The 25,189-nt window shown below is 64.7% G+C and carries 21 protein-coding genes; 11 read left to right on the top strand and 10 right to left on the bottom strand.

Annotation, left to right across the window (positions count from 1 at the left end):
* Nucleotides 1-118: 118 nt before the first annotated feature.
* Nucleotides 119-1,144: a LacI family DNA-binding transcriptional regulator gene (locus tag CK222_RS29045; RefSeq protein ID WP_095802689.1), complete on the bottom strand. Its 1,026-nt coding sequence runs from the start codon at nt 1,142-1,144 to the stop codon at nt 119-121.
* Between the two features lie 197 nt (nt 1,145-1,341).
* On the opposite strand from CK222_RS29045, the gene CK222_RS29040 reads away from it, so the two are divergent.
* The 5 genes from CK222_RS29040 to CK222_RS29020 all read left to right on the top strand — a co-directional run bounded on the left by CK222_RS29040 (nt 1,342) and on the right by CK222_RS29020 (nt 6,316).
* Nucleotides 1,342-2,373 (top strand): Gfo/Idh/MocA family oxidoreductase, encoded by a 1,032-nt coding sequence (locus tag CK222_RS29040; protein ID WP_095802688.1) that lies wholly within the window; start codon nt 1,342-1,344, stop codon nt 2,371-2,373.
* Entirely contained in the window at nt 2,370-3,278 is a 909-nt protein-coding gene (locus CK222_RS29035; protein ID WP_095802687.1) for a sugar phosphate isomerase/epimerase, read from the top strand. Before CK222_RS29040 ends, CK222_RS29035 begins: the two co-directional genes overlap by 4 nt.
* Before the next feature lie 93 nt (nt 3,279-3,371).
* Complete coding sequence (locus CK222_RS29030; protein WP_095802686.1) at nt 3,372-4,385, top strand: substrate-binding domain-containing protein; 1,014 nt, start codon at nt 3,372-3,374, stop codon at nt 4,383-4,385.
* Between the two features lie 84 nt (nt 4,386-4,469).
* Entirely contained in the window at nt 4,470-5,264 is a 795-nt protein-coding gene (locus CK222_RS29025) for an ATP-binding cassette domain-containing protein (RefSeq protein ID WP_095802685.1), read from the top strand.
* Nucleotides 5,264-6,316: an ABC transporter permease gene (locus tag CK222_RS29020; RefSeq protein ID WP_095802684.1), complete on the top strand. Its 1,053-nt coding sequence runs from the start codon at nt 5,264-5,266 to the stop codon at nt 6,314-6,316. Before CK222_RS29025 ends, CK222_RS29020 begins: the two co-directional genes overlap by 1 nt.
* Before the next feature lie 42 nt (nt 6,317-6,358).
* Here CK222_RS29020 and CK222_RS29015 read toward each other — a convergent pair whose 3' ends face one another.
* A complete protein-coding gene (locus CK222_RS29015; protein WP_095802683.1) occupies nt 6,359-9,055 on the bottom strand; it encodes a UvrD-helicase domain-containing protein in 2,697 nt (898 codons plus the stop codon).
* A 182-nt stretch (nt 9,056-9,237) separates the two neighbouring features.
* Between CK222_RS29015 and CK222_RS29010 the strand changes: the two genes are divergently transcribed.
* On the top strand, nt 9,238-11,550 hold the full coding sequence (locus CK222_RS29010; RefSeq protein ID WP_095802682.1) for a glucose/quinate/shikimate family membrane-bound PQQ-dependent dehydrogenase: 2,313 nt from the start codon (nt 9,238-9,240) through the stop codon (nt 11,548-11,550).
* Nucleotides 11,551-11,893: 343 nt separating this feature from the next.
* Entirely contained in the window at nt 11,894-12,796 is a 903-nt protein-coding gene (locus CK222_RS29005; protein WP_095802681.1) for a dienelactone hydrolase family protein, read from the top strand.
* Between the two features lie 155 nt (nt 12,797-12,951).
* Here CK222_RS29005 and CK222_RS29000 read toward each other — a convergent pair whose 3' ends face one another.
* A complete protein-coding gene (locus CK222_RS29000; RefSeq protein WP_095802680.1) occupies nt 12,952-13,866 on the bottom strand; it encodes a DMT family transporter in 915 nt (304 codons plus the stop codon).
* Nucleotides 13,867-13,953: 87 nt separating this feature from the next.
* Here CK222_RS29000 and CK222_RS28995 point away from each other — a divergent pair, with 87 nt between their 5' ends.
* Nucleotides 13,954-14,430, top strand: coding sequence for an Lrp/AsnC family transcriptional regulator (locus tag CK222_RS28995; protein WP_067323168.1), 477 nt, complete (start codon nt 13,954-13,956; stop codon nt 14,428-14,430).
* On the opposite strand, the gene CK222_RS28990 is transcribed toward CK222_RS28995, so the two are convergent.
* Nucleotides 14,416-14,631, bottom strand: coding sequence for a hypothetical protein (locus CK222_RS28990; protein WP_067323171.1), 216 nt, complete (start codon nt 14,629-14,631; stop codon nt 14,416-14,418). The two genes, CK222_RS28995 and CK222_RS28990, sit on opposite strands and share 15 nt — an antisense overlap.
* 145 nt (nt 14,632-14,776) lie before the next feature.
* Nucleotides 14,777-15,262 carry a thioesterase family protein gene (locus CK222_RS28985; RefSeq protein ID WP_095779017.1) on the bottom strand — a complete coding sequence of 162 codons (486 nt, stop codon included), beginning with the start codon at nt 15,260-15,262 and terminating at the stop codon, nt 14,777-14,779.
* A gap of 156 nt (nt 15,263-15,418) precedes the next feature.
* Here CK222_RS28985 and CK222_RS28980 point away from each other — a divergent pair, with 156 nt between their 5' ends.
* On the top strand, nt 15,419-16,831 hold the full coding sequence (locus CK222_RS28980) for an FAD-linked oxidase C-terminal domain-containing protein (RefSeq protein WP_095802694.1): 1,413 nt from the start codon (nt 15,419-15,421) through the stop codon (nt 16,829-16,831).
* 88 nt (nt 16,832-16,919) lie between these two features.
* On the top strand, nt 16,920-20,891 hold the full coding sequence (locus CK222_RS28975) for an AsmA-like C-terminal region-containing protein (RefSeq protein ID WP_095802679.1): 3,972 nt from the start codon (nt 16,920-16,922) through the stop codon (nt 20,889-20,891).
* A 98-nt stretch (nt 20,892-20,989) separates the two neighbouring features.
* Here CK222_RS28975 and CK222_RS28970 read toward each other — a convergent pair whose 3' ends face one another.
* Nucleotides 20,990-21,421 (bottom strand): helix-turn-helix domain-containing protein, encoded by a 432-nt coding sequence (locus CK222_RS28970; protein WP_066990862.1) that lies wholly within the window; start codon nt 21,419-21,421, stop codon nt 20,990-20,992.
* Between the two features lie 178 nt (nt 21,422-21,599).
* Between CK222_RS28970 and CK222_RS28965 the strand changes: the two genes are divergently transcribed.
* Nucleotides 21,600-23,402, top strand: coding sequence for a chloride channel protein (locus tag CK222_RS28965; RefSeq protein ID WP_095802678.1), 1,803 nt, complete (start codon nt 21,600-21,602; stop codon nt 23,400-23,402).
* A 6-nt stretch (nt 23,403-23,408) separates the two neighbouring features.
* Here CK222_RS28965 and CK222_RS28960 read toward each other — a convergent pair whose 3' ends face one another.
* The 4 genes from CK222_RS28960 to CK222_RS28945 all read right to left on the bottom strand — a co-directional run bounded on the left by CK222_RS28960 (nt 23,409) and on the right by CK222_RS28945 (nt 25,188).
* The gene (locus CK222_RS28960) at nt 23,409-23,636 is read right to left on the bottom strand and encodes a ribbon-helix-helix domain-containing protein (RefSeq protein ID WP_095779013.1); all 228 of its coding nucleotides are present in this window, start codon (nt 23,634-23,636) and stop codon (nt 23,409-23,411) included.
* A gap of 8 nt (nt 23,637-23,644) precedes the next feature.
* Complete coding sequence (locus tag CK222_RS28955; RefSeq protein ID WP_095802677.1) at nt 23,645-23,842, bottom strand: DUF4169 family protein; 198 nt, start codon at nt 23,840-23,842, stop codon at nt 23,645-23,647.
* Between the two features lie 9 nt (nt 23,843-23,851).
* Nucleotides 23,852-24,388 carry an SspB family protein gene (locus CK222_RS28950; RefSeq protein WP_066990875.1) on the bottom strand — a complete coding sequence of 179 codons (537 nt, stop codon included), beginning with the start codon at nt 24,386-24,388 and terminating at the stop codon, nt 23,852-23,854.
* A gap of 116 nt (nt 24,389-24,504) precedes the next feature.
* The gene (locus CK222_RS28945; RefSeq protein ID WP_095783789.1) at nt 24,505-25,188 is read right to left on the bottom strand and encodes a TetR/AcrR family transcriptional regulator; all 684 of its coding nucleotides are present in this window, start codon (nt 25,186-25,188) and stop codon (nt 24,505-24,507) included.
* Nucleotide 25,189 lies beyond the last annotated feature (1 nt).

The following is a 25,189-nucleotide window of genomic DNA, read 5'->3' as shown; positions in this document are numbered from 1 at the left end:
AATGCAAAAGCACGCGACGCGCGAACCGAGTTCGCAAATGCAACTTGACACCTCAGATAGTCGCTCATCCGTCGCCTTCGGCGACACCTTCTCCCGCAAGGGGAGAAGGAGAGGGTGCTCAATCGCTCTCGCGCGCGACGAGCTCCAGCGGCCAGACTTCGCGGATCGTGCGTGGCCCCTCCGGACCGGCATGGGCCGGGAGTGACGCCAGCAGCATCTCGGCCAGCCGCCGGCCCATCGGCTCCAGCGCCGGACGGAAGGCGGTCAGCGTCGGCGAGAAGTAGCGGCAGAGCGGCGTGTCGACGATGACGATCACCGCGATGTCGTGGCCGGGCCTGATGCCCATCTCGGCCAGTGCCTTGCAGCCGCCGAGCGCCATCGCGTCATTGTTGAAGATGATGGCTGTCGGCCGGTCCTTGGAGAGCATGACACGCGGCGTCACCTGGTAGCCGCCGGTCTCGTTGATGAAGCCGTCGGCGATCAGGCCGGGGTCGACTTCGATGCCGTGCCGCTTCAGAGCCTTGCGGTAGCCGTCGAGGAACAGGTAGCCGAAGTTGAGATCAAGCGAAGGGCGGATGGCAGCTATGCGGCGGTGGCCGCGCGCAACCAGCCGGTCGACGGCTTCATTACCCGCCCTCTCGAAATCGATATCGAGCGAAGGATAGGTGTCGCCGCCGGATTGACTTCGGCCAAGCGTGGCGAAGGGAAAGCCGGCCTTGCTCAGATAGTCGATCCGATCGTCTTCCCGCCGTGTATTGGCCAACACGACCGCGTCGGCCCGGCGCGTCTCAACCACGCGGCGCAGCCGCTCCTGCTGATACTGGCCGGGCTCGCCCATGACGACCATCAGATCCAGCTCATGCTCGGCGAGCCGCGCCTGCAGGCCGGTCAGGAACGGAATGAAGAACGGCTCGCCATATTGCTGGTCGCCGGGATGCGGTTGCAGCATGAAGGCGATCGAGCGGGTGGCGCCCTGGCGCAGGCTGCGGCCCGACTGGTTGGGCGAATAGTTCAGCTTCCTGGCCGCCTCGAGCACGCGCTGGCGCGTCTCCGCATTGACGTCGGCGCGGCCGTTCAGCGCGCGCGACACGGTGCCGATCGAAATGTTCAGGTGACGCGCGAGATCGTGGATGCTGGACGCCAAGGTAGGTTCTCCCCCTGACTTCGCTAGCACCGGCCGTCCTTCAGGCCAAGCAGTGCATGTCGATTTTCGCGAGCAGGTGATTGACATTCTACGCCATCGGGTGTGTTCTCGTAAACGTTTACGGAAAAACGTTTACGGTGAAGCCGGAAATGCCGTGACACTCGGCCTGGAGGGGCCGAGCGGAGGAGGAGCGCTGGATGATGAAGGTCGTCCTGGTCGGGTGCGGAGCCATGAGCAGGCAGTGGCTCGATGCCGCGAGGCAGATCGACGGGCTTGCCATTGCCGGCCTTGTCGATCTCGATGCCGAGCGGGCGCAGGCGAGGGCGCGCGAGTACGAGCTCCCCAATGCCGTCATCGGCACCAGCCTCGATGCCGTTCTCGATCAGACCCGGCCCGATGCCGTGTTCGATGTCGTGGTTCCTGCTGCGCGGCGCCAGGTCGCGCTTTCGGCCTTTGCCCATAACTGCCATCTGCTCACCGAAAAGCCGCTTGCCGACAGCCCAGAAAATGCGCGCGCCATCATCGAAGCGGCGCGCCGCGCGGGGCGGGTCCATGCCGTGGTTCAGAACCGGCGCTATGTCGCCAATGTCAGGCGGATCCGGCGGTTCCTCGATTCCGGCGCCATCGGCAAGCCGACCAGCATCCATGCCGACTTCTTCGTCGCGCCGCACTTCGGCGGCTTTCGCGACGAGATGCGCCACGTGCTTTTGCTCGACATGGCGATCCACACGTTCGACGCCGCCCGCTACATGGTCGCCGGCGAACCGGCCGGCGTCTATTGCCAGGAGTGGGAGCCTGCCAATTCCTGGTACCGTCAGGGCTCGTCGGCCAGCGCGGTGTTCGATTTCGGCGGCGGCAAGGTCTTCACCTATGCCGGCTCCTGGTGCGCGGACGGTTTCCGCACGAGTTGGGAAGGCAGCTGGCGCATCGTCGCCGAGCGCGGCAGCCTGTTGTGGGACGGGCATGACGGGTTGAAGGCCGAGGTGGTTGCATCCGGCCGCGACGGTATCATCGACAAGACCCAGTCGATCGAGGTGCCGGCGCTCGACGCGTCCGACAGAGTCGACGGCCATCTCGGCATCATCCAGGATTTCATGCGCGCGATCGAGACCGGCACCGAACCGGAGACGCGCGGCACCGACAACATCAAAAGCCTAGCCATGGTCTTTGGCGCCATCGAAAGCGCAGAGACCGGACGCCGCGTCGCAATCGCAAAGGAAACGCCATGATGCCGAACCCGCTTCTCGACATCAGGATCGGCACCATGGTGCGAGCCAATCTCGACGACCCGGCCGCCTATGTGAAACAGATCCTGCCGCTCGGCTTCGAGAGCATCCAGCCCTTTTTCTGGCAGACGCTGGGCGGCAAGGACCTAAAGCGCCTGGCGGGCGAAATCCGCGAAGCGATCGGCGATGCGGACGTCGCCGTCTCATCGATCGGCGTGTTCGGCAATCCGCTGGAGAACGGCGAGGTCGACCGCGGCGTGCTCGCGGCGTGGGAGACCGTCATCGACAACGCACATCTGTTCGGCACCACGATGGTCTGCGGCTTCACCGGCCGGCTGCGCGGCAAACCGCTGACCGACAGCCTGCCCCGTTTCCGCGAGGTCTGGGGGCCGCTGGCCAGGCGCGCCGCCGACAAGGGCGTGCGCATCGCCTTCGAGAACTGTGCGATGGACGGCAACTGGGCGAGCGGCGACTGGAACATCGCCCACAACCCGGACGCCTGGGAGCTGATGTTCAACGAATTGCCCGACGACAATCTCGGGCTCGAATGGGAGCCCTGCCACCAGCTCGTCTATCTGATCGACCCGATTCCGCAGATTCGCAAATGGGCGCCGCGTATCTTCCACGTCCACGGCAAGGACGCCACCGTGCGCCGGGACGTGATCCGCGAGCACGGCGTGTTCGGACGCGTGCCGTTCGTGCAGATGCGCAGCCCCGGCTTCGGCGACAGCGACTGGACGCGGGTGATCAGCGAATTGCGGCTGGCCGGCTACAAGGGCGCCATCGACATCGAAGGCTGGCACGACCCGGTCTATCGCGGCGACCTCGAGATGACCGGTCAGGTGCGGGCGCTGGACTATCTGAAGCAGTGCAGGGGAGGAGCCAGCTACCTGCCCAATCCGGTGTGAGGACCGGCCGGCGGGAGGAGCCGGCCACCAAGACTACGGCCGAAGCAATCGTCGAAACCCTCTGTTGCGAGGGACCAAAAGGGAGGAACGTGCATGAGCATCACGACCAGAAGGACTGTTCTGCGCTCGACCGTCGTGGCGGCTGCCGCGGCGCTCTGCGCCTCGATCTCCACCTTGCCGGCAAAGGCGCTTGACGCCCAATGGTGCAAGGACGTCCATATCCGCTTCTTCGTCGGCGGCGCCGAGGGCGACGCCTTCGGCACCATCGTCTACAATGGCGCCAAGCAGGCGGCGGCCGATCTTGGTCCGAAGGTCGACTACATCTTCTCCCAGTGGGATGTCGAGAAGATGGTGCAGCAATTGCGCGAGGCGGTCGCGGTCAAGCCGCAAGGCATCGCCATGATGGGCCATCCGGGCGATGCCGCGATCATGCCGCTAGCCGAACAGGCGCACAAGGACGGCATCAAGATGATGTACCAGAACGTGCCGGTGCCGAAGGTGGTGGAAGCGTTCGGCGGAGGCTATGTCGGCGCGCAGCAGGAGCGGCAGGGCCGCGCGCTCGGCGCCGAGGCCTTCAAGCTCGGCAAGCTCAAGGCCGGCGACAAGGCGATCATGATCGGCCCGTTCGAGAACGAAAATCGCGGCGCGCGCGAGCGCGGCACGGTCGCGGCGCTGAAGGAGGCGGGCGTCGAGGTGATCCAGCTGTCCTCGCCGCCGAGCGGCGAATGGGCGTCCGACCCGAACCTTGCCATTCCGGTGATCACGGCGGCTCTGCTCAACCACCCCGACGTCAAGGCGGTCGGCTATCCCGGCGGACAGATGCTAGGCAACGTCGCCACCTATATGCAGGCGGCGGGACGCAAGCCCGGCGACATCTTCAACTTCGGCTTCGATACCAGCCCGCAGATCGTCGAAGGCTTCAAGGGCGGCTGGGTGCAGCTGACGGCCGACCAGCAGCCTTTCCTGCAGGGCTATCTGCCGATCTTGAGCCTTTGCCAGCAGGTGGTGCTGGGTCTGGCGCCGATGAATGTCGATACCGGCGCCGGCTTCGTCACGCCGCAGAATTACGAGATCGTCGCCGAGCTGGCCAAGCAGGCGCTGCGTTGACCTCCCAGGCGGTCGGTCGGGGTTGGGCCCGGCCGACCGGATCGCCGGCAAGCGGCCGATAACACAATTGGAAGCGAGGATCGCATGGGCGAACGCATCATCGAACTGCGCGATATCAAGAAATCCTACGGCCAGGTCTATGCGCTGGGCGGCGTCAACCTCAGCGTCGATCGCGGCGAGGTGGTCGGCTTGATCGGCGACAACGGCGCCGGCAAATCGACGCTGATCAAGATCCTATCCGGCGTGGTCAAGCCGACAAGCGGCGACATCCTCGTACGCGGCAAGCCGGTGACCGGATGGAGTGCCGCCCGCTCGCGCGATGCCGGCATCGAGACGGTCTTCCAGGACCGCGCTTTGGCCGTGCAGCAAACGATCGTGCGCAACATCTTCATGGGCCGCGAGCTGACCGGCTTCATGGGCTGGCTGAAAGTCAACAAGGAGATCGAGGAGGCAAGCCGGCTGATGCGCGAGATCGGCTTCACCTCGAAAGTGTTCACGCCGCATTCCATCGTCGGCCAGCTTTCGGGCGGCGAGCGTCAGGGTGTGGCGATCGCGCGCGCCATCTACAAGCAGGCGGAGCTGATCATCCTCGACGAGCCGACGACGGCGCTGTCGCTGACGGAGACCGCCAAGGTCTTCCATTTCGTGCGCCAGGTGCAGGCGAGTGGCCGCTCGATCCTGTTCATCGGCCACAACATTCATCATGTCTTCGACATTGCCGACCGCTTCGTGGTGCTCGACCGCGGCAAGGTGGCGTTGACGGCTGACCGCAGCGAGGTCAAGTCAGCCGACGACCTCATCAACTTTATGGAAGAGATCGCGCATCCGGGTGGCCTGCCAGGGCTACACGAGGCGGGCGGAGCGGAGCAGAGAGCGTGATGAGCAAGGCCATGGAACCCGATCTGCAAACACCTCTGGGAAGGGCAAGCGGCCCGACAGAATCAGGCAAGCAGTGGAGTCATCCTTCCGATCACTGGCTGCGCGGCTTCGTCCTCGACAATCGCGCGGCGCTAGGCACGCTCGCCGTGTTCATCGTCATGATGGCGATCTTCATGATCGCCAACCCGACCGTCTTCACCACCTGGTATCTTTACAGCTCGGTGCTGACGACGCTTCCCGTCGCGCTGTTCGTTGTCGTGCCGCTGGTCTTCGTAGTCACCTGCGGCGAGATCGACCTATCGTTCCCGGCGACGATGGGTTTCGCCTCATGGGCCTTCGCGATCGTCGTGCAGGCCGGCTACGATCCGTTCCTCGGCATCGCCGCGGCGCTTCTCACCGGCACGCTGCTCGGCTTCCTGGTCGGATCGCTGGTGGTCTATGGCGGCCTGTCGTCGCTGATTGCCACGCTCGGCATGAACTTCCTGCTGCGCGGGCTGATCCAGATCATCAACGAGGGCAAGTCGACGGCGCTGACCAATCTGGCCGACAGCTGGGCCTACAAGATTTTTTCCAGCCAGCTCTGGGGCATCCCGGTGCAGATCTTCTGGGCCATCGCCTTCGTCGTGCTGTCGGCGCTGCTCTACAACCGCCACCGTTTCGGCGCGCAGGTCAAGGTGGTCGGCGACAATCCGGACAGCGCCAAGCAAATGGGCATCGACGTCCAGCGCGTCCGGGTCAAGGTGTTCGTCTTCACCGGCATCGGGGCGGCGATCGCCGGCACGTTCTCGGTGATGATCAACTTCACCTGGTGGCCGACGGCGGGCGACGGCTATCTGCTGCCGGTGCTGGCATCGGTGTTCGTCGGCGGCACGCCGACCTGGGGCGGTATCGGTACAGTGGTCGGCGGCGCGATCGGCGCGGTCACCGTGTCGTTCATCCAGACCGGCGTCGTCGCCGCGGGCCTCAGCGGCTTCTACGTGCAGTTCTTCAACGGGCTGATCATCATCCTGTCGCTGCTCGGCCACAAATGGAACCAGGCGCGGTATCGCTGAGAGGCTGCGGTTTTCGGACGGTAATCCGTTGGCGGCCGCCGCTCAAACGCTAGTGACAAACCCGTCCAGCACACGTTTCTGGCCGGCCTTGTCAAAGTCGATGGTCAGCTTGTTGCCGTCGATGGCGGCGATATTGCCGTTGCCGAATTTCTGGTGGAAGACGCGGTCGCCGAGCTTGAATGGCGAAGGTGTGTCGGCGACCGATTTGGCGACCAGCTCGCCTTCGATGGTGCGGCCTTTCACCGAGGTGCGGCCGGCGCCATAGCCGCTGTCAGTCTCGCCATAGCCGATGCGTTCGACCTGGTGGCCGGAGCGTGTGCCCCAGTTGCGGTCGGTCGCTTCGGTGCGGTTCGCCTGCGCGCGCTGCCAGCCGGGCGTCGCATAGGTGTTGGAGAAGCTGCCGGATTTTTCCGCGCCGATATTGTCGAAGCGCGAGGCGCCGTAGGGATTCTGCCGGCCGCCGCCGCGGCCTGAGGCGAAGGAGCCGCCGCCATAGGGATTGCCATAGCCGCCATAGGAATTGCCGCCATCGGCGACATCGACATGGGCTTCCGGCAATTCATTGACGAAACGCGACGGAATGGTCGATTGCCACAGGCCGTGGATCTGGCGGTTTGAGACGAACCAGACGTGCAGGTTCTTTTTCGCGCGCGTCAGGCCGACATAGGCGAGGCGGCGTTCTTCCTCGAGGCCGGAGCGGCCGCCTTCGTCCAGCGCGCGCTGATGCGGGAACAGACCTTCCTCCCAGCCGGGCAAGAATACGGTCTCGAATTCAAGCCCTTTCGCCGAATGCAGCGTCATGATCGAGACCGCATCGAGCGATTCGCCCTGCTCTGCCTCCATGACCAGCGCGACATGCTCGAGGAACGAACGCAGGGATTCATACTCCTCCATGGAGCGGATCAGTTCCTTAAGGTTCTCCAGCCGCCCGGGCGCTTCCGCCGAACGGTCGTTCTTCCACATGTCGGTGTAGCCGCTCTCCTCGAGGATGGTCTCGGCGAGCTCGGTGTGCGGCGTGGTCTCCAGCGCCTTCTGCCAGCGCTCGAAATTGGCCGCGACCTCGCGCAGCGCGGCGCGCGGCTTCGGCTTCAACTCGTCGCTTTCGGCGAGTGTCGCCGCGGCCTCAAGCATCGGGATTTGCATGGCGCGCGCGGTGTCGTGGATCTGGCGGATGGTGGCTTCGCCGAGCCCGCGCTTCGGCACGTTGACAATGCGCTCGAAGGCAAGGTCGTCGCCGCTGTTGGCGACGACGCGGAAGAAGGCCAGCGCGTCGCGGATTTCCAAGCGTTCGTAAAAGCGCGGGCCGCCGATGACTCGGTAGCTCAAGCCGAGCGTGATGAAGCGGTCTTCGAAGGCGCGCATCTGGAAGGACGCGCGCACCAGGATCGCCATATCGTTTAGGTTGTGCTTTTGCCGCTGGTAGGCCTCGATCGCCTCGCCGATGGCGCGCGCCTCTTCCTCCGAATCCCAGGCGGCATGGACATGCACCTTATCGTCCTCGGGGTCGTTGCGGTCGGTGAACAGCGTCTTGCCGAAGCGGCCCTCATTGTGGGCGATAAGATGCGAAGCCGCACCCAGTATATGCGCGGTGGAGCGGTAGTTGCGCTCCAGCCTGATGATGGTGGCGCCCGGAAAATCCTTGTCGAAGCGCAGGATATTGTCGACCTCGGCGCCGCGCCAGCCATAGATCGACTGGTCGTCGTCGCCGACGCAGCAAATGTTGACAGTGGATTGACGCCGGTTTCCCTCCCCCTTGAGGGGCGGGTGGCTGGGTGAAGCCCGGTCGGGAGGGGTCCTCGCGGCAGTGCTCGACGCTCCGGCGCCTGATGACTGGGCGGCGCCTTCCGCGGCGACCCCCTCCGTCCGCTTCGCGGACACCTCCCCCTCAAGGGGGGAGGATTGCGGCCTCTGCGCCAACAAGCGCAGCCACATGTATTGCGCGGTATTGGTGTCCTGGTACTCGTCGACCAGGATGTATTTGAACTTGCGGTGATAGTCCTTCAGCACGTCCGGATAGGCGCGGAAGATGCGGATCGGGTGATAGAGGAGATCGCCGAAGTCGCAGGAATTCAGCGTCTGCAGCCGTTCCTGATAGGCCTTGTAGAGCTGGCGCCCCTTGCCGTTGCCGAAGCTGCGCGCGTCGCCTTCCGGAATCTCGTCGGGGCCAAGGCCTTTGTTCTTCCAGTTGTCGATCATCTGCGCGAAGGTCTTGGCCGGCCAGCGCTTGTCGTCCAGATTTTCGGCCTGGATCAGCTGCTTGATCAGCCGCACCACGTCATCGGTATCGAGGATGGTGAAATCGGATTTCAATCCGGCAAGCTCGGCATGCCGGCGCAGCAGCTTTACGCCGATCGAGTGGAAGGTGCCGAGCCAGGGCATGCCCTCGACATTCTGCTCGCCGATCAGCAAGCCGATGCGCTGCTTCATCTCGCGCGCGGCCTTGTTGGTGAAGGTGACGGCGAGAATCTGCGAGGGGAAGGCCCTGCCGGTGGCAAGGATGTGGGCGATTCGCGTGGTGAGCACCCGCGTCTTGCCGGTGCCGGCGCCGGCCAGCACCAGAACCGGGCCTTCGGTCGTTTCAACAGCGAGCCGCTGTTCGGGATTGAGGCCGTTCAGATAATCGGGCGCACGGTTCTGCGCGTTGCGTGCGGCCATGGCGCGCGCGGCAAGGCCGGATGGGGCGGCGGGCCGCGCATTCGGTTCGTCAAAAAAGGGCATGTCTTCCGAAAAGCCGGACATCGCCCCCGAATGTAGTGATTCGGCAGCGAAAGGCCAGAAGTGTCTCCGTTTTGTTCTAGTTGTTCCTGTTCGGGGCCGCCTTGACAGGCGCAACTTGCGAGAGAAAGCTGCCAACAGGGCAGGGACGGCAAGCCGTTGCCTCAGAGGCGCCGCAAGCGCGCAACAGTCGAAGGAGTATCGTCTTGGCTGTCACCATCACCTCCCTCGTCCTTTTGCTTATCGGCCTGGTCCTCGGCGGCGGCGGCATCTGGCTGGTGACGTTGGGTGGCAGCTGGTACTACCTGATTGCCGGACTGGCCTTCCTGATCACCGCCTGGCTCATTTTCCGCCGCAGATCGACAGGGCTCTGGCTCTATGCCGCGATCGTGCTCGCCTCGCTGTGCTGGGCGGTGTGGGAAACCGGCTTTGATTGGTGGCAGCTCGGCCCGCGCGGCGGCATCATCGTTCTCATCGCGCTCTGGCTGCTGACGCCATGGGCCAGGCGGGGATTCACCGGTCCGGACGGACGCGCTCCGCTCATCCTGGCGGTGCTCGCATCGCTTGCGGTGGCCGGCTATTCGATGACCGCCGATCCGAAGGACATCGGCGGCACGCTCAACACCGATAAGGTGACGCCGACGGCCAATCTCGGCGGCGACATGCCGGCGGGCGAATGGCATTTCTACGGCCGCACGCCGTTCGGCCAGCGTTACTCGCCGCTCGCTCAGATCACGCCGGATAATGTCGCCAAGCTGCAGCCGGCCTGGACCTACCGCACCGGCGACATGAAGGGTCCGGACGACATCGGCGAGACGACCTATCAGGTAACGCCACTCAAGGTCGGTGATGCGCTCTACATCTGCACGCCCCACAATTTCGCCATCGCCATCGATGCCGCGACCGGCAAGGAGAAATGGCGCTACGACCCGAAGATCAAGCTCGATCCCAACCGCCAGCACCAGACCTGCCGCGGAGTTTCCTATTACGCCGATGCGAAGATCGCGGCGGGCCAGCCCTGCGCGGCACGCATCTACCTGCCGACTTCGGACGCCCGGCTGATCGCTCTCGATGCCGCGAACGGGCAAGTTTGTCCGTCCTTCGCCGAAGGCGGCACGCTGAACCTGATGGCCAACATGCCCTTTCCGAAGTCGGGCTATTACTATTCGACCTCGGCGCCGCTCATCCTCGCCGGCAAGATCATCGTTGGGGGCGCGGTCAACGACAATTATTCGACCGAGGAGCCGTCGGGCGTCATCCGCGCCTATGACGCGGGCACCGGCGCGCTGTTGTGGAATTGGGATTCCGGCAAACCGGATCAGACGACGCCGCTGCCGGCGGGGCAGCAATACACCAATAACTCGCCCAACATGTGGTCAACGGCGAGCGCCGACGAGAAGCTTGGCCTGCTCTACCTGCCGCTCGGCAACCAGACGCCCGACCAGCTCGGCATGGGCCGCAGCGCCGATGTCGAAAAATTCTCCTCCTCGATCACCGCGCTCGACCTCAACACCGGACAGTTGCGCTGGGTGCGCCAGACCGTGCATCACGATCTGTGGGACATGGACGTGCCGGCGCAGCCGACGCTGGTCGACATCACGACGGGGAGCGGCGTGGTGCCGGCACTGGTAGGGCCGACCAAGCAGGGCGATCTCTATGTGCTCGATCGGCGCACTGGCGAACCGATCATTCCGGTGAAGGAAGTGCCGGCACCGGGCGGAGCGATCGAAGGCGACCATACCTCGCCGACGCAGCCGTCCTCCGGCCTGTCGTTCAACCCGAAGCCGCTGACCGGCGCCGACATGTGGGGCATCACCATGTTCGATCAGCTGGCGTGTCGGATCGAACTGAAGAGACTGCGTTACGAGGGACGCTACACGCCGCCCTCGCTGCAGGGCACGCTGGTCTATCCCGGCAATTTCGGCGTGTTCAACTGGGGCGGCGTCGCGGTCGACCCGCTGCGGCAGGTGATGTTCGGCATGCCGACCTATCTCGCTTTCACGTCGAAGCTCATTCCGCGCGCGGACGTGCCGCCGCCCGGCGACACCAAGGGCAGCGAGCAGGGGCTCAACCGCAATGAGGGCGCGCCTTACGCGGTGGTGATGGGGCCATTCCTGTCGCCGCTCGGCATTCCCTGTCAGGCGCCGCCCTGGGGCTATGTCGCCGGCGTCGACCTGAGGACCGGCCAGATCGCCTACAAGCATCGCAACGGCACCGTCTACGACATGACGCCGCTGCCCCTGCCGCTCAAGGTCGGCGTTCCAGGCATCGGCGGGCCGATGATCACGGCCGGTGGCGTCGCCTTCCTCGGGGCCGCCGTCGACGACTATCTGCGCGCATATGACCTTACGACGGGCAAGCAGCTCTGGCGCGCGAGGCTGCCGGCCGGCGGCCAGTCGACACCGATGACCTACACCGTCGCCGACGGCCGCCAGTTCGTGGTCATCGTCGCCGGCGGCCACGGCTCGGTCGGTACCAAGCCGGGCGATTATGTGATGGCTTACACGCTGCCCAAGTAGACGAGGACATCCAATCGCGCCGGCCTTTTTCGCCGAGCACGTGGCCAAGCGCCTGCAGCGGCGACAGCAAGCGCCGCCTCAGCCAGCCGCAGCGCCGGCGGCCATCACGTTCCCGGCATTCCCCTTTTTGCCGTTCGGACCGGGCGGGCCGCTCCGCAGTTTCCCGTCCCACCGAGACAGCATCATCAACGTTTTCGGAAATGACCAAAATGTGATGGATGCAGAAGCCATCGGCAATCGTCATTGGTCGAAATTGGGTCCGAGGGCCGCTGTCGCCGGCGGATGACTGGACCGTGCGCGTTCTAACCCTATCTTGCGCGTCAAACAGTCGTCGAGGAGAGCCATGACCGAACCTGTCGCCAAGCCTGTCGTCACACAGCCCATCATCACTCAGGCGATGATCGATGCCTATGACGAATATACGCATCTGACGCTCGACCGGCGGCGCTTCATGGAGCAATTGACTCGGCTCGCTGGATCGGGCGCCGCGGCCGCCGCGATCGCGCCGATGCTGGCTGCGAATTTGGCCAAGGCGGCGATCGTCGCCGAGAACGATCCGAGGGTGAAGGGCGAGGACATCACCTATCCCGGCAGCCGCGGCGAGATGAAGGGCTATCTGGTCAAGCCGGCGAATCACTCCGGCAAACTCGGCACGGTGATCATCGTCCATGAGAACCGGGGGCTCAATGGGCATATCCGCGACGTCGCCCGGCGCGTGGCGCTGGAAGGCTTCGTCGCGCTGGCGCCGGACTTCCTGTCGCCGCTCGGCGGCACGCCAGCCGACGAGGACAAGGCGCGCGACATGTTCAGCAAGCTCGATGCTGCCCAAGTCGCGGCCGACGGCGTAGCCACGGTCGCCTATCTCAAGGCTTACCAAGACAGCAACGGCAAGGTCGGGGCGGTCGGCTTCTGCTGGGGCGGCGGCACGGTGAACACGCTCGCCGTCAATGCGCCGGACCTCAGCGCCGGCGTCGCCTATTACGGCATGCAGCCGAAGGCCGAGGATGTGCCGAAGATCAAGGCGGCGCTGCTGCTGCATTATGCTGGGCTGGACGAGCGCATCAATGCCGGCATCGACGCCTACAAGAAGGCGCTCGACGCCGCGCATATCGAATACACCGTCTATGTCTATGACGGCGCCAACCACGCCTTCAACAACGACACCTCGGCCGCGCGCTACGATAAGAAGGCGGCCGATCTCGCCTGGGGGAGGACGGTCGCCTTCCTTAAGGAGAAACTGGCCTGAGGTGTGTTGATATTCAGGTGAGCCCGGCCTGCGAACGGCGGCTCCCTGCGCTTCCGGTGCTCACGTACTTCAAAGTACGCTCCGCTCCGGTTCTCGGAATCCACCATTCTCGGCTCGGCCTGACCTGAAGCTCAACACACCTCGACGGCGGCGGATCACTCCGGCGCCGGCTTGTGCATGGCGACGCCCGCCACAACCAGCGCGATGCCGAGGCAATCGGTGAGGCTCGGAACCTGCCTGAGCACGACCACGCCGATCAGGGTCGCGGTGAGCGGCAAGAGCGATAGCATGAGCGCGAAGCTCGCGCGCGCCAGCCGCGCCATGGCGAGCTGATCGCAAATGTAGGGGATGACGGAGGAGCAGAGGCCGACGCCGATACCGGCGATCAGCAGTTGCGGCGCCGAGAAGGCTGGCAGCGCCTCGCTGAAGCCGACCGGCAGCACGACGAGCAAGGCGATCGCCATGGCGGTGCCGAGGCCGGCGATGCCGAGGCCAGTTCGGGCGATGCGGTGGCCCAAAACGATATAGCCGATGAACAGCGCGCCGTTGAGAAAAGCCCAGAACAGGCCGACGGGATCGCTCGACCACTTGACATCGATGAGCAGCAACGTGCCGGCGACAGTGATGGCGAGCGCCGCGAAATTGCGCGGGGTTCTGAGGCCGACCATCGCGACGCCTATGGTGCCGACAAATTCGATCGCGGCGACTAGCGAGATCGGCAGGCGGTCTAGAGCCAGATAGAAGGCGCAGTTCATCACCGCCAGGCAGGCGCCGAAGGCCAACAGCAGCAGGCGGGCCGAGCGGTCGGCGCGCGTGAAAACCGCCCATGGCCTGGTAAGCGGCGCGAAGACGAGCGCGGCCGTGGCGATGCGCAGCCAGGCCATGCCGAGCACGCCGACCTGAGCGAACAGCAGCACGGCGAAGGCCGGCCCAAGATAGTGGAAGATCGCGCTGACGCAGAACCAGACATGCGGCGGCACCGCATCGGCCAGTCCGGCGAGGGCAGGGCGTGCAGCGTCGGTGTCGCTGCCGGCCCGGTTTGTCGGATGAACTTGCGCTTCAGAATTCATAGGGTCATATCGCAGGCGAACTTCGCGACTTATATGGATGATGCACGGCTCCGATCACCGTTCACCTTCTGAAGAAAAGAGAATTATTTGAAACGCCTTCGAAATGAAAATGGCGAGCTGGATGCGGCGGACCTGAAAATCCTGCGACTCCTGGAAAAGGATGCGCGCACCAGCACGGCTGAACTGGCGCGCGCCGTCGGGCTCTCGGCGCCGAGCGTGGCCGAACGCATTCGCAAGCTGCAGGAGAATGGCGTGATCGAAGCCTATACGGTGAAGATCAATCCGACGGCGCTCGGCATGAAGCTGTCGGCATGGCTGCGAATCAGGCCGGTCCCGGGGCAGCTTGCCGTGGTGGCCGGGATCATTCGCGACCTGCCGGAAATCGCCCAATGCGACCGAGTGACCGGCGAGGATTGCTTCATCGCGCTCGCGCATGTCGGCTCGGTGGCCGAGTTGGAGCGGGTGATCGACAAAATTATTCCCTATGCGATGACCAACACCGCCATCATACAGTCGTCGCCGGTCGAGGCGCGCTCGCCGCTTGGCAGTTTAAGGGAGCGCTGAAGGCTCAGTGTGACCGCGTCTGATGCGCGCCTGCTTGAGAATCGCGCGCCAGCGGATCATGTCGAAGGGGATGGGCTCGTTGTTGTTGGCGATGTGGAAGATCTCGTTGTTGACGTTCTTCAACGATCGCCAGAAATCATAGTCGGTGATGCGCGGATCGGCCGCCAACCGCTCCACTTCGACCTTGATGTCGGTTTTCATGCACTGTCCTCGCACCGCATTCCGCCTGCCGCCCGCGCGTAAACCCGGTGCGGCGGTTTTCGAACGCGCCACTGAGTCGTTCAACAGACTCAATCGGCTTGTTCACGTTAAAACCTTGGTAAGGTTAACGCGGGTGTGCGGGTTTTCAAGCGCTCTTGCGTTTGATGCCGATCGAACGGCCGGCACGCTCCGGCATCGGCAACGCGGCGTGGGCGGCGCGCATGGCTTCAACCTGTGCCATCACATCGGCCGGGAAGGGAGCGACCCTCGGCCCGGCCATGTCGACATGCAGCGCAAGCTGCTCGGACGTCGCGGCCAGCCAGCCATCGACGTGGCGAATCTCCTGATAGGCCCTCAGCCGCTTCTCGTCGTGGTCGATGAGCTGGAACGAGACCTTCACCTTGTGGTCGAGGTGAAGCTCCTGCACGTAGCAGACATGGACTTCCGCGGTGTAGATGGTGAGGCGGCGGTCCTTGGCATAGTTCGGTCCCATGCCCATCAGCTCGAACGCTTCGTCCGAGCAGCGGTCGAACAGCACGTTATAATAGGCCATGTTGAGATGGCCGTTATAGTCAATCCAGTCCTTCTCGATCGCCATCGGGCTGGAAATGATCGGCGCGGGCATCGTCATTTGGTTTTCCTTGATCGTCGCTGGACAGGGCCTGGCTGGTGAGGTTCTCTTCGCTCTGGCGCAATTCCGGAGCTTCACTCTTTTCCTGGAATTGCTTTAGGCATCATCCATAGCTGCATTACAAGAGTGGCCGCTGGTCCATTCGCGGAGGAATTCATGGCTTTGAGCGACCTCAACCCCGTCGAGCGCAACGAGGAAGGCATCGCCGCCGCGCTCGGCATCCTCAAGCAGCGGTTCGGCGAGCGTTTTCAGACCGGCGAGGCGATCCGCGACCAGCATGCGCACACCACCACCTACATCCCGACCCAGGCGCCGGATGGCGTCGTCTTCGCCGAAAGCACGCCGGAGGTGCAGGAGATCGTGCGCACCTGCGCCGCGCATCGTGTGCCGGTCATTGCCTTCGGCGTCGGCTCCTCGCTCGAGGGCCACACCAATGCGCCGGGCGGAGGCATATCCATCGACACCTCTCGCATGAACCGCATCCTCTCGGTCAATCCGCAGGATCTCGACTGCACGGTCGAGCCCGGAGTGACACGCGAGGATCTCAACCGCCATTTGCGCGACACCGGCCTGTTCTTCCCGATCGACCCCGGCGCCAATGCCTCGCTGGGCGGCATGGCGGCAACACGGGCGTCCGGCACCAATGCCGTGCGCTACGGCACGATGCGCGAAAACGTGCTGTCGCTGACGGCGGTGATGGCCGACGGCGAGGCAGTGACGACCGGCAAGCGGGCAAAGAAAAGCTCGGCCGGCTACGACTTGACGCGGCTCTTGGTCGGCTCGGAAGGCACGCTCGGCATCATCACAGCACTGACGCTCAGGCTGCAGGGCATTCCGCAGGCGATCTCCGGCGGCGTCTGCCCGTTCCCGACCTTGGAGGCCGCATGCAACGCAGTGATAGCGACCATTCAGATGGGCATCCCGGTGGCGCGCATCGAACTGGTCAACGCGCTGCAGATGCGGGCGATGAAGAATTATTCGAAGCTCGACTACCCCGAGAGCCCGTGCCTTTTCGTCGAATTTCACGGCAGCGACGCCGGTGTCGCCGAACAGGCCGAGACTTTCGGCATGATCGCCGAGGAGAATGGCGGCGGACCATTCCTGTGGACCAGCGTCGCCGAGGAGCGGACGAAGCTCTGGAAGGCGCGGCACGACGCCTACTGGTCGTCGCTGACGCTGCGCCCCGGCGCCAAGGGGCTTTCGACCGATGTCTGCGTGCCGATCTCACGGCTTGCCGAATGCGTCACCGAGACCGAAGCCGACATTGCCGAAATGGGCCTGATCGCGCCGATCGTCGGCCACGCCGGCGACGGCAATTTCCATGTGCTGGTGCTGATGGATGTCGACAGCCCGCAGGAGATCGCACTCGCTGAAAAATTCGTCGCGCGGCTCAACATGCGGGCGATCGCCATGGAAGGCACCTGCACCGGCGAGCACGGCATCGGCCAGGGCAAGGTCGGCTTCCTGCGCCATGAACTCGGCCATGGCGTTGACGTCATGCGCACCATCAAGCAGGCGCTCGACCCGCTGAACATCATGAACCCCGGCAAGATCTTGCCGAGAGCCTAGACGCCGAGGGTTGCAGCCGAATTGCCTCTTTATCGCCGCGCGGATGCGGGTAGAGTGCGGCTGACTTTAACCCTAGGCTTTGGAGCCGATGCTCGCTCGCCTGTTCGTGATCTTCGGTGGCCTGTTCGTGCTGGTGCTTTGCGCGGCGCTGGTGGTGCCGTATTTCGTCGACTGGACCGGCTACCGCGCCGATTTCGAGCGCGAGGCGAGCACCATCCTCGGTCGCAAGGTGACCGTGAAAGGCGACGCGACCGCGCGGCTCTTGCCATTCCCTTCGGTGACCTTCTCCAATGTCGAGGTCGCAGGCGGCCCTGGCGGACAGCCGGCGATGACGATGGAGACCTTCTCCATGGACGCGGAGCTGGCGCCGTTCCTGCGCGGCGAACTGCTGATCTTCGACATGCGGCTGGTGCATCCGAAGGCGACCATCGATGTTGCCGGCGACGGCACGGTCGACTGGGCGATCCGGCCGTCGACGCCCTTCGATCCCGGACAGATCGCGATCGAGAAGCTGACGGTGACCGAAGGGCAGATCGAATTGCGCCATGCCGCCGGCGGGCGCAGCCATTTCATCTCCGAGATCAACTCGACCGTTTCGGCAAAGTCGCTCGCCGGCCCGTGGCGGATGGACGGCTCGCTGCGCTTCGACGGACTGCGCACGGAAGTCTCGGCCTCAACCGGCAGAACGGAAGCCGACGGCCAGATGCGGGTCAGACTCAAAGCCGACCCGGATGCCTATCCGCTCATCATCGAGACAGACGGCAATGCCGGCATCGTCAAAGGCGCGGCGGTCTATTCCGGTCAGTTCAAGGTTTCGGCCTCTGACAAGAATGGGGCCGACAGGAGCTCGGCCGAATTGCGCGGCACTGACGGCGAGCCCGTGAAGGTCAGCGCCGGCAAGCCCGATCCCGGCTTCCGGCTGAACGGCAAATTCGCGCTCGACCATCAGAAGCTCGGTGTCGATGAATTCCGCTTCGAGACCGGACCGCTCGACAACCCCTATACCGCCGACGGCAAGGCCTCGGTCGATCTCGGCCTGAAACCGCGTTTTTCGATCGAAGCGAGCGGCGCGCAGGTGCAGTTCGACGAGGCGGTGGGCGCATCCGCAGGTGCCGGATTGACGCTCGACCAGCGCATCGCGGCTTTCGAGCAGACGCTTCAGCACATGCCGAAGCCGACCATACCGGGCACGGTCGAGGTCAGGCTGCCGGCGGTGGTGGCGGGAGATACCACGGTTCGCGACGTGCGGCTCTCGGCGGAGCCGGCCGAAGGCGGCTGGTCGGTGAAGTCGCTTGCCGCGACACTGCCGGGCCGGGCGACGCTCGAAGCCGACGGCATGTTGAACGTCGAGAACCATTTCGGGTTCACCGGATCCCTGCTGCTTGCCGTCGGACAGCCGTCCGGTTTCGCCGCCTGGCTGTCGAAGGATGTCGACGACGCGATCCGCCGTCTGCCGGCGGCGGGCTTCAAGGCCAAGGTCGATCTCAGCGAGAACCGGCAGTCGTTCAGCGATCTCGAGCTGATCCTCGGCAAGGCGAAATTTTCCGGCCGCATCGATTCCAGCCAGCCCGATGGCGCCAGGCCCTCGGTGCTGATGCAGCTGGAGGGCGGCGAGCTCGACGTCGATGGGCTGGCGGCCTTCGCCTCGATCTTCGTCAGCGACAAGGGCGCCAACCGCTTCTCCGACCGCGACCTCGATTTCCAGATCAAGGCGGGCCCGGTCAGCGCCGCCGGGCTGACTGCCGACAGAGTGGATACGGCGTTGAGGCTGCGCAAGGGCCTGCTCGAGATCGACCGGCTCTCGGTCGGAGGGCTCGCCGGCGCTTCGATCAGCGCCACCGGGCGCATCAAGGATTTTCCGGAAAGCCCGACCGGCAAGCTCGACGCATCCGTGGTGGCCGTCGATCTCAAGCCGCTCATAGATGTCGCAGCCCAGCATTATCCGGACAATGAGGTTCTGAAAGGCCTTGCTGCCCGTGTTGCTGCCTATCCGGAGCTGTTCCAGGACGCCCGGATCGACCTGGTGACAAGTGCCGCCGACAATGGCGACGGCACCACCGGACTCGCGCTCTCCGCGCAAGGCAAGGCCGGCGGTTCCGCTTTCTCGGCTTCGCTTTCGGGCAGGGGGACGCGGGATCGGCTTCCCGATGCGCCGGTATCGATCACCTTCAATGCCAGGAACGAGAACGCCGCCACGCTGCTTGCACTCTACGGCCTGCCGGCGCTGCCGCTCGGCATGCTTGGACAGGCCACCACCGATATCACGGCCAAAGGCTCGCTGGGCGGCGGTCTGGCAACCAGCTTCAACCTGACGGCCGACGATTTCAGGGCGAGCTTTGACGGGACGATCGCCGAGACAGAGCAAGGCGCCACCGCCAAGGGCAAGGTCAATCTCGACGCCGTCGATATCGAGCCATGGCTGATGACGACCGGCGTCGGGCTGCCCGGCATGGGCACCGGGACGTCGGCTTCGCTCGCCAGCGATGCCGACTTCGGCAATGGGCTTCTGGTGCTGAGCGGGCTCAGCGGCGCCATCAACAAGGCGACTGTGTCCGGCGACGTCAACGCCGACATGAAAGACGGACTGCCGCATCTTGCCGGCGCGCTGGCGCTTGATGAGCTCGACCTCGATCCGTTGGCGGTGTCGCTGTTCGGCGACCAGTCCTTCCTCGCCGGGAAGGACGGTGGCTGGCCGACGACGCCGTTCAGCCGGAAATCGACCCTGCCGTTCAGCGCCGATCTCGACCTCAACACGGCGGCCCTTGCCGCCGGACCGTTCGCGACTGCGCATGACGCGACGCTGTCGCTGAAGCTCGACCGGGAAGGCATCCGCGTCTCGGACCTCAAAGCCAAGCTCTATGAGGGCACGCTGACCGGCCTGTTCGAGCTCAAGAACACGGAGGGCACCGGCCTGTTATCGGGTCAGTTGAAGCTGGCGGGCAGTGATCTTGCCGCAGTGCTGCCTGGCGCCGGAATCAGCGGCAGCGGCGACATTTCGGCCGCGCTGTCGACCAGCGGCAAGTCTGTCGATGCGATGATCGCCGCCCTGTCAGGGTCCGGCACGGCCGCGCTGAAGGGACTGACCATCGCCGGCATCAATCCCGATGCTTTTGCCCCCGTCATCGCCAAGGCCGATGCAATCGGACGCGACATCGATGCCGCCAAGACCGCCGGCTTCGCGCCTGAGATCGCCGGACAGGGAAGTTTCGCGGCCGGCAACACCGATATCCCCTTCACCGTTGCCAATGGCACGCTGCGGGCGCCGCCGATCAGCCTCGACAATCCGGCGGCGACGCTGTCGGCGGAAGTTACCGCCGACCTCGATGCGAGCACGCTGGCCGCCAAGGGAGCGATCACCTATCGACCGGGCGACGAGGCGCTTGTCGGCTCCGAACCGGCTGTGAACTTCAGCCTTGCAGGCCAGATCGGGGCGACGTCGCTCCAGTTCGACAGCGCGCCGCTGGCGCAGTTCCTGACCCAGCGCGCGCTGGAGAAGGAGCAGCAGCGCGTCGAGGCGATGCAGGCGGCGCTGCTCGAGAAGCAGAGGCTGCGGCGCGAGGTGCGCTACTACGCTGCGCTGCAGACGGAGCGCGACCGGGCGGCCGAGGAACTGCGCCGGCAAGAGGAAGAGGCGCGGCAGAAAGCCGAGGCTGAAGCCAGGGCGAATGCCGAAGCGGAAGCGCAAGCGAAGGCAGAAGCCGAGGCGCAAGCCAAAGCGGAAGAAGAGGCAAGGGCAAAAGCGGAAGCCGATGCCAAGGCTCAGGCCGAGGCCGAGGCCGAGGCGCGTGCCAAGGCGGAGGCTGATGCGCAAGCAGCGGCGAATGCCGACGCCAAGGCAAAGGCCGAACAACAGGCCGCAGCCGCGAAAGCCCAGGCCGAGGCGGATCGCAAGCGTGCCGAGCAGGCGAGGCTGGAAGCTGAACGCAGGGCGGCTGAGCAGGCGCCAAAAGTCGACCGGTCGCTTCCCGGCGTCAACGACGGTTCCGTTCCAGAGCCGCCGAAGCCCAAGTCCAATCCGTTCACGATCGACAACCTCTTGAAGTCGCTGGACGGCGGTTGAAACTCGTTATTCCAGGAAAACTGCATAGCGGTTCCGCCCGGAATCGCGGGCGAACAAAACACCCAAGACGTCGCGAAGGACAGCGCTGGATGTAGCGCTCAAACCGGCTCCTGCCGCGAAAGCAGGCGCTTGAGCATAGGTTCGATGCGGGCAAGCTCGTCGAGGTGGGCGGCCGACAATTCGGCGAGACGGTCGTCGGCGAGCGGGGTGAGTTGCAGCAGGACGCGGCGGTGGTCGGCCTTGTCTTGATCCCGCGCGACCAAGCCGGCCTCGCTCAGCCGATTCACCAGTTCGACGGCGCTGTGGTGGCGGATGCGCAACCGCTCCGCCAGATCGCCCACTGCCACCGGCCCGCCGCCGGGATAGCCCTTGATCGCCAGCAGCGCCTGGTGCTGGCGCGGGGTCAAGCCCGCCTCATTCGCCTGCAACTGGCTGAATTCGAGGAAGCGGCGGATCAGGTAGCGGAACTCCGAAAGCCGCTGATAGTCGGCCTGGCTGATGGCGGGACGTGGTTTCTTCGGATGCGTCATGCCACGACTTATCGCCCTTTCCGGCCAAAGCTCAACTCTAATGAAAGCCTGGCGCATCCATGACCAAAATGACGCGGAGCAACCACCAAAAACGGCCTTGAAGAATTATATCGTGTTACGATATGTAGCCGCCCGACAACCGGACGGTACCGCGCCGCCAGAAAGCTCAGGCTCCCAAATGAAATCCGCTCATGCCGGAAACGGCCATCTCCGCGACTTCACCACCGATCCGCGGGTGCTCATCATCGCCGCCATCGCAGTCGTTGTGGCGACCGCCGGGCTGTTTGCCGGCATCGCGCTGTTGAAGCTGATAAGGCTCGCCACCAACATCGCCTATTTCGGCCAGTTCACACTGGCCGAGCTCAGGCTCGAGGACACGCCGCTCGGCTATGCCGCCGTGCTGGTTCCAGTAATCGGCGCGCTGGTCATCGGGCTGATGGCGCGCTTCGGCAGCGAAAAGATCCGCGGCCACGGCATTCCGGAAGCCATCGAAGCAATCCTGCTCGGCCGCTCGCGGCTCGACGCCAAAGTGGCGGTATTGAAGCCATTGTCGTCGGCGATCTCGATCGGCTCAGGCGGACCGTTCGGCGCCGAAGGGCCGATCATCATGACCGGCGGGGCGATCGGCTCGCTGATCGCGCAGATGCTGCCGGTCAGCGACAATGAACGCAAGACGCTGCTGGTTGCGGGCGCGGCGGCCGGCATGACGACCGTGTTCGGCACGCCGATCGCGGCAATCATGCTTGCCGTCGAGCTGCTGCTGTTCGAATGGACGCCGCGCAGCTTCATCCCGGTCGCCGTCGCCGCCATCATCGCCGAGGTCGAACGCACCTTGCTGCACCTGCCCGGACCGATCTTCCCGTTCTCGGGCAGCATGGAAGCGTCGATCGCCGGATTGGGTGGCTGGGTGCTGGTCGGGATTGCCGCCGGCCTGCTCTCCGGCTTGCTGACGCAAATGGTCTATGTCTGCGAGGACGCCTTCCAGAAGCTGCCGATACACTGGATGTGGTGGCCGATGATCGGCGGCCTGGTGGTCGGTATCGGTGGACTGATCGAGCCGCAGGCGCTCGGTGTCGGCTACGACAACATCGCCAACATGTTGGATGGCCATGTGCTGGCGGCGGCAGCGCTGACGCTTTTGGTCGTCAAGGCCATTATCTGGTCGGTGGCGCTGGGTTCGGGAACGTCGGGCGGCGTGCTGGCGCCGCTCTTGATCATGGGCGGCGCGATGGGCGCGGTGCTTGCCGGCATCCTGCCCGAGGCGACGCCCGGCTTCTGGCCGCTGCTGGCGATGGCCGCGACCATGGGCGGCACCATGCGCGCGCCGCTGACCGCGACCTTCTTCGCGGTCGAACTCACCGGCAACACCCACATGCTGGTGCCGCTGATCGCAGCCTGCGCCACCGCCCATGCCGTCACCGTGCTGTTGATGAAGCGATCGATCCTGACCGAAAAGGTGGCGCGGCGCGGACACCACCTCGTTCGCGAATACCGCGTCGATCCCTTCGCGCTGACCAGGGTGCGCGAGGTGATGACGACCAAGGTCGAGAGCGTGCCGGCGACGATGACGCTGCACGGCGCGGCGGCATTCCTGACCGCCCCGGACACGCGCCATCCGAGCTTTCCTGTGATCGACGAGAAAGGCCATGTGCTCGGCCTCATCGATCCGCCGGCGATCCTGCGTTGGCGCCGCGCCGGCAAGCACCGCAAGACGACGCTCGGCGAACTTTTGGCCGGCAGCAAGGTCACGCTCGCCTATCCCGACGAATATCTAGAAGGACTGTCAGACAAGCTGCTCCTGGCCAACGTCTCGCATCTGCCGGTCGTCTCGCGCGAGGATGCACGGCTGGTCGGCTATATCGGCTGGAAGGACCTGATGCGGGTGCGGTCGAAAAAGCAGGCCGAGGAACGCGACCGTTCGGCCCTGCTCAGCTTCGGCGCCAAGCGCAAGGCGCAGGAAAGCCTCGGCGATCCGGTCTGAGGCCGGTCAAGATGCCTTGCCGCCGCGCTTTGCCCAGGCGAGCACGTAGAGTCTGAGCGCGGAGGAGAGGTTGGCGTCACGGGTCCGCGTTTCGTCGATCTCGGCAACGAGGGCCGCGAGCGACAGCGAGCGCTGCGTCGCGATCGCCACCAAATCGTCGTAGAAGGGTTGCTCCAGGGAAAAACTGGTGCGGTGGCCGCGGATCGTCACCGAGCGTTTTTCGACAGCGGCCATCCGGGCGCTCAGCGCCGGTCCGGATCGCCGGGCTTTTCGCGGCGATGGCCGTCCATGAATTTTTCCGTCATGTCGGACGTCAGCCGGTCACGCTCGCGCTCGGCTTTGGAACGGCCGTGCAATGCCCGGTTTTCCCTGGCCAGGCGTTCCTTCTCGATGCGCGCTTTCTGCTTGCGGGCCTGGCGGAGATTGACGACCTCGCCCATTTCCCCGGCTCACTTCTTGCGAAAGGCGTCGAGCGAAACCACTTCGGCACCCTTGCCGCCGGTATCGGCGGCAGCCGGCTTCTTCTCGGCCTCGGTGGCCTTTTTCTTCGATTCCGGTTTCTTTTCGGTCACGACCGCGATCGGCAGCTCCGGGGCCGGCGCGGCGTCGTCGTCTTCCGCGGCGTTGTCCGCCTTGACGTCGAATTCGAGTTCGAAATTCACTGATGGGTCATAGAAACCGCGCACGGCGGAAAAGGGGATTTCGAGCTTTTCGGGCACGTCGGAAAAGGAGAGTCCCACCTCGAAACCGGTGTCGGTCACCTTCAGGTCCCAGTACTGGAACTGGATGACGATGGTCATCTGCTCCGGATAACGCTCGCGTAGCCGCGAGGAGATGCGCACGCCCGGCGCGCCGGTCAGGAAGGTGATGAAGAAATGATGGTTGCCCGGAAGGCCCGTGCGCGCGACTTCGGCCAGGACCTTGCGCATGACACCGCGCAATGCCTCCTGGGCCAGAATGTCGTAGCGGATGTGGTCGTCGGCCATGTGACGGTCGGGTTCCGTTGAATCGTCCGCATAGCTGTAATCAAGCTTGGGCGCGGCGTAAACCGCATATAGGCGCCGAAAGCTAAGGCCAAGAGGGCTGGCGGCGATTTGATCGCTCAGGCGTGGGCGAGGGCGGCCTGCCGGGCGGCTGCCGCTTTCTTCCTGCCGAAGGCGGCCAGGAAGGTGCGCACGCCATTGGTCGCTGAGCGCAACACCTCTTCCTCCGTCGGTATGCCGCCGAGCATGAAGGTTGTCTGCAACTCGGCGTTGACTAGTGCGAGGAACTGCCGCGCCGCCACGTCCGGATCGTCGATCGAGAGGTGCCCGGCATAGGCCAGCCGCGCGAAGCGGGCGGCAAGCGCCGACCAGGTGCGGCCCGGTCCCTGTTCGCGCCACTCGGCAAAAAGCTCGGGATAGCGCTCGCCCTCGGCCTGGATCAGCTTGCGCAGGAAGCGGCCGTCGCGGTTGCAGATACAGTTGCGGTTCATGCGCACCGCGAAGGCGACAAGATCGGCTTCGAGATCGGCGGGCTGGTCGGGAAAGGTGGCAATGGTGGCGAAGATGCCGGCATTGCAGCGCTCCGTCAGGTCGCGCACAATGGCCATGAACAGCTTTTCCTTATCGCCATGGTGATTGTAGACGGTCTGGCGCGAAACGCCGGCCTCGGCCGCGATCAGGTCGATATTGGCGCCGGCATAGCCTTCGCGGCAGAAGACCGAAGCGGCAGCATCAACCACCGATATGCGCTTGGCCTCGTGGCTGCGTGGCGGGAAAGTGTCAGGAGAAACGCCGACCTTCATA

Source organism: Mesorhizobium sp. WSM3866, assembly GCF_002294795.1.
Classification (GTDB): domain Bacteria; phylum Pseudomonadota; class Alphaproteobacteria; order Rhizobiales; family Rhizobiaceae; genus Mesorhizobium.
Note: the sequence above shows the minus strand (reverse complement) of the source record. Positions and strands in the feature narration are given on the sequence as shown.

What these genes read in the sequence shown, in the direction of transcription:
- CK222_RS28975 (WP_095802679.1), top strand. Translation starts at nt 16,920, where the DNA reads ATGCTCGCTCGCCTGTTCGTGATCTTCGGTGGCCTGTTCGTGCTGGTG.
- CK222_RS29005 (WP_095802681.1), top strand. Translation starts at nt 11,894, where the DNA reads ATGACCGAACCTGTCGCCAAGCCTGTCGTCACACAGCCCATCATCACT.
- CK222_RS29030 (WP_095802686.1), top strand. Translation starts at nt 3,372, where the DNA reads ATGAGCATCACGACCAGAAGGACTGTTCTGCGCTCGACCGTCGTGGCG.
- CK222_RS28970 (WP_066990862.1), bottom strand. Translation starts at nt 21,421, where the DNA reads ATGACGCATCCGAAGAAACCACGTCCCGCCATCAGCCAGGCCGACTAT.
- CK222_RS28955 (WP_095802677.1), bottom strand. Translation starts at nt 23,842, where the DNA reads ATGGGCGAGGTCGTCAATCTCCGCCAGGCCCGCAAGCAGAAAGCGCGC.
- CK222_RS28950 (WP_066990875.1), bottom strand. Translation starts at nt 24,388, where the DNA reads ATGGCCGACGACCACATCCGCTACGACATTCTGGCCCAGGAGGCATTG.
- CK222_RS29025 (WP_095802685.1), top strand. Translation starts at nt 4,470, where the DNA reads ATGGGCGAACGCATCATCGAACTGCGCGATATCAAGAAATCCTACGGC.
- CK222_RS28980 (WP_095802694.1), top strand. Translation starts at nt 15,419, where the DNA reads ATGGCTTTGAGCGACCTCAACCCCGTCGAGCGCAACGAGGAAGGCATC.
- CK222_RS28965 (WP_095802678.1), top strand. Translation starts at nt 21,600, where the DNA reads ATGAAATCCGCTCATGCCGGAAACGGCCATCTCCGCGACTTCACCACC.
- CK222_RS28990 (WP_067323171.1), bottom strand. Translation starts at nt 14,631, where the DNA reads ATGAAAACCGACATCAAGGTCGAAGTGGAGCGGTTGGCGGCCGATCCG.
- CK222_RS28960 (WP_095779013.1), bottom strand. Translation starts at nt 23,636, where the DNA reads ATGGCCGCTGTCGAAAAACGCTCGGTGACGATCCGCGGCCACCGCACC.
- CK222_RS29015 (WP_095802683.1), bottom strand. Translation starts at nt 9,055, where the DNA reads ATGTCCGGCTTTTCGGAAGACATGCCCTTTTTTGACGAACCGAATGCG.
- CK222_RS29040 (WP_095802688.1), top strand. Translation starts at nt 1,342, where the DNA reads ATGATGAAGGTCGTCCTGGTCGGGTGCGGAGCCATGAGCAGGCAGTGG.
- CK222_RS28945 (WP_095783789.1), bottom strand. Translation starts at nt 25,188, where the DNA reads ATGAAGGTCGGCGTTTCTCCTGACACTTTCCCGCCACGCAGCCACGAG.
- CK222_RS29035 (WP_095802687.1), top strand. Translation starts at nt 2,370, where the DNA reads ATGATGCCGAACCCGCTTCTCGACATCAGGATCGGCACCATGGTGCGA.
- CK222_RS29020 (WP_095802684.1), top strand. Translation starts at nt 5,264, where the DNA reads ATGAGCAAGGCCATGGAACCCGATCTGCAAACACCTCTGGGAAGGGCA.
- CK222_RS28985 (WP_095779017.1), bottom strand. Translation starts at nt 15,262, where the DNA reads ATGACGATGCCCGCGCCGATCATTTCCAGCCCGATGGCGATCGAGAAG.
- CK222_RS29000 (WP_095802680.1), bottom strand. Translation starts at nt 13,866, where the DNA reads ATGAATTCTGAAGCGCAAGTTCATCCGACAAACCGGGCCGGCAGCGAC.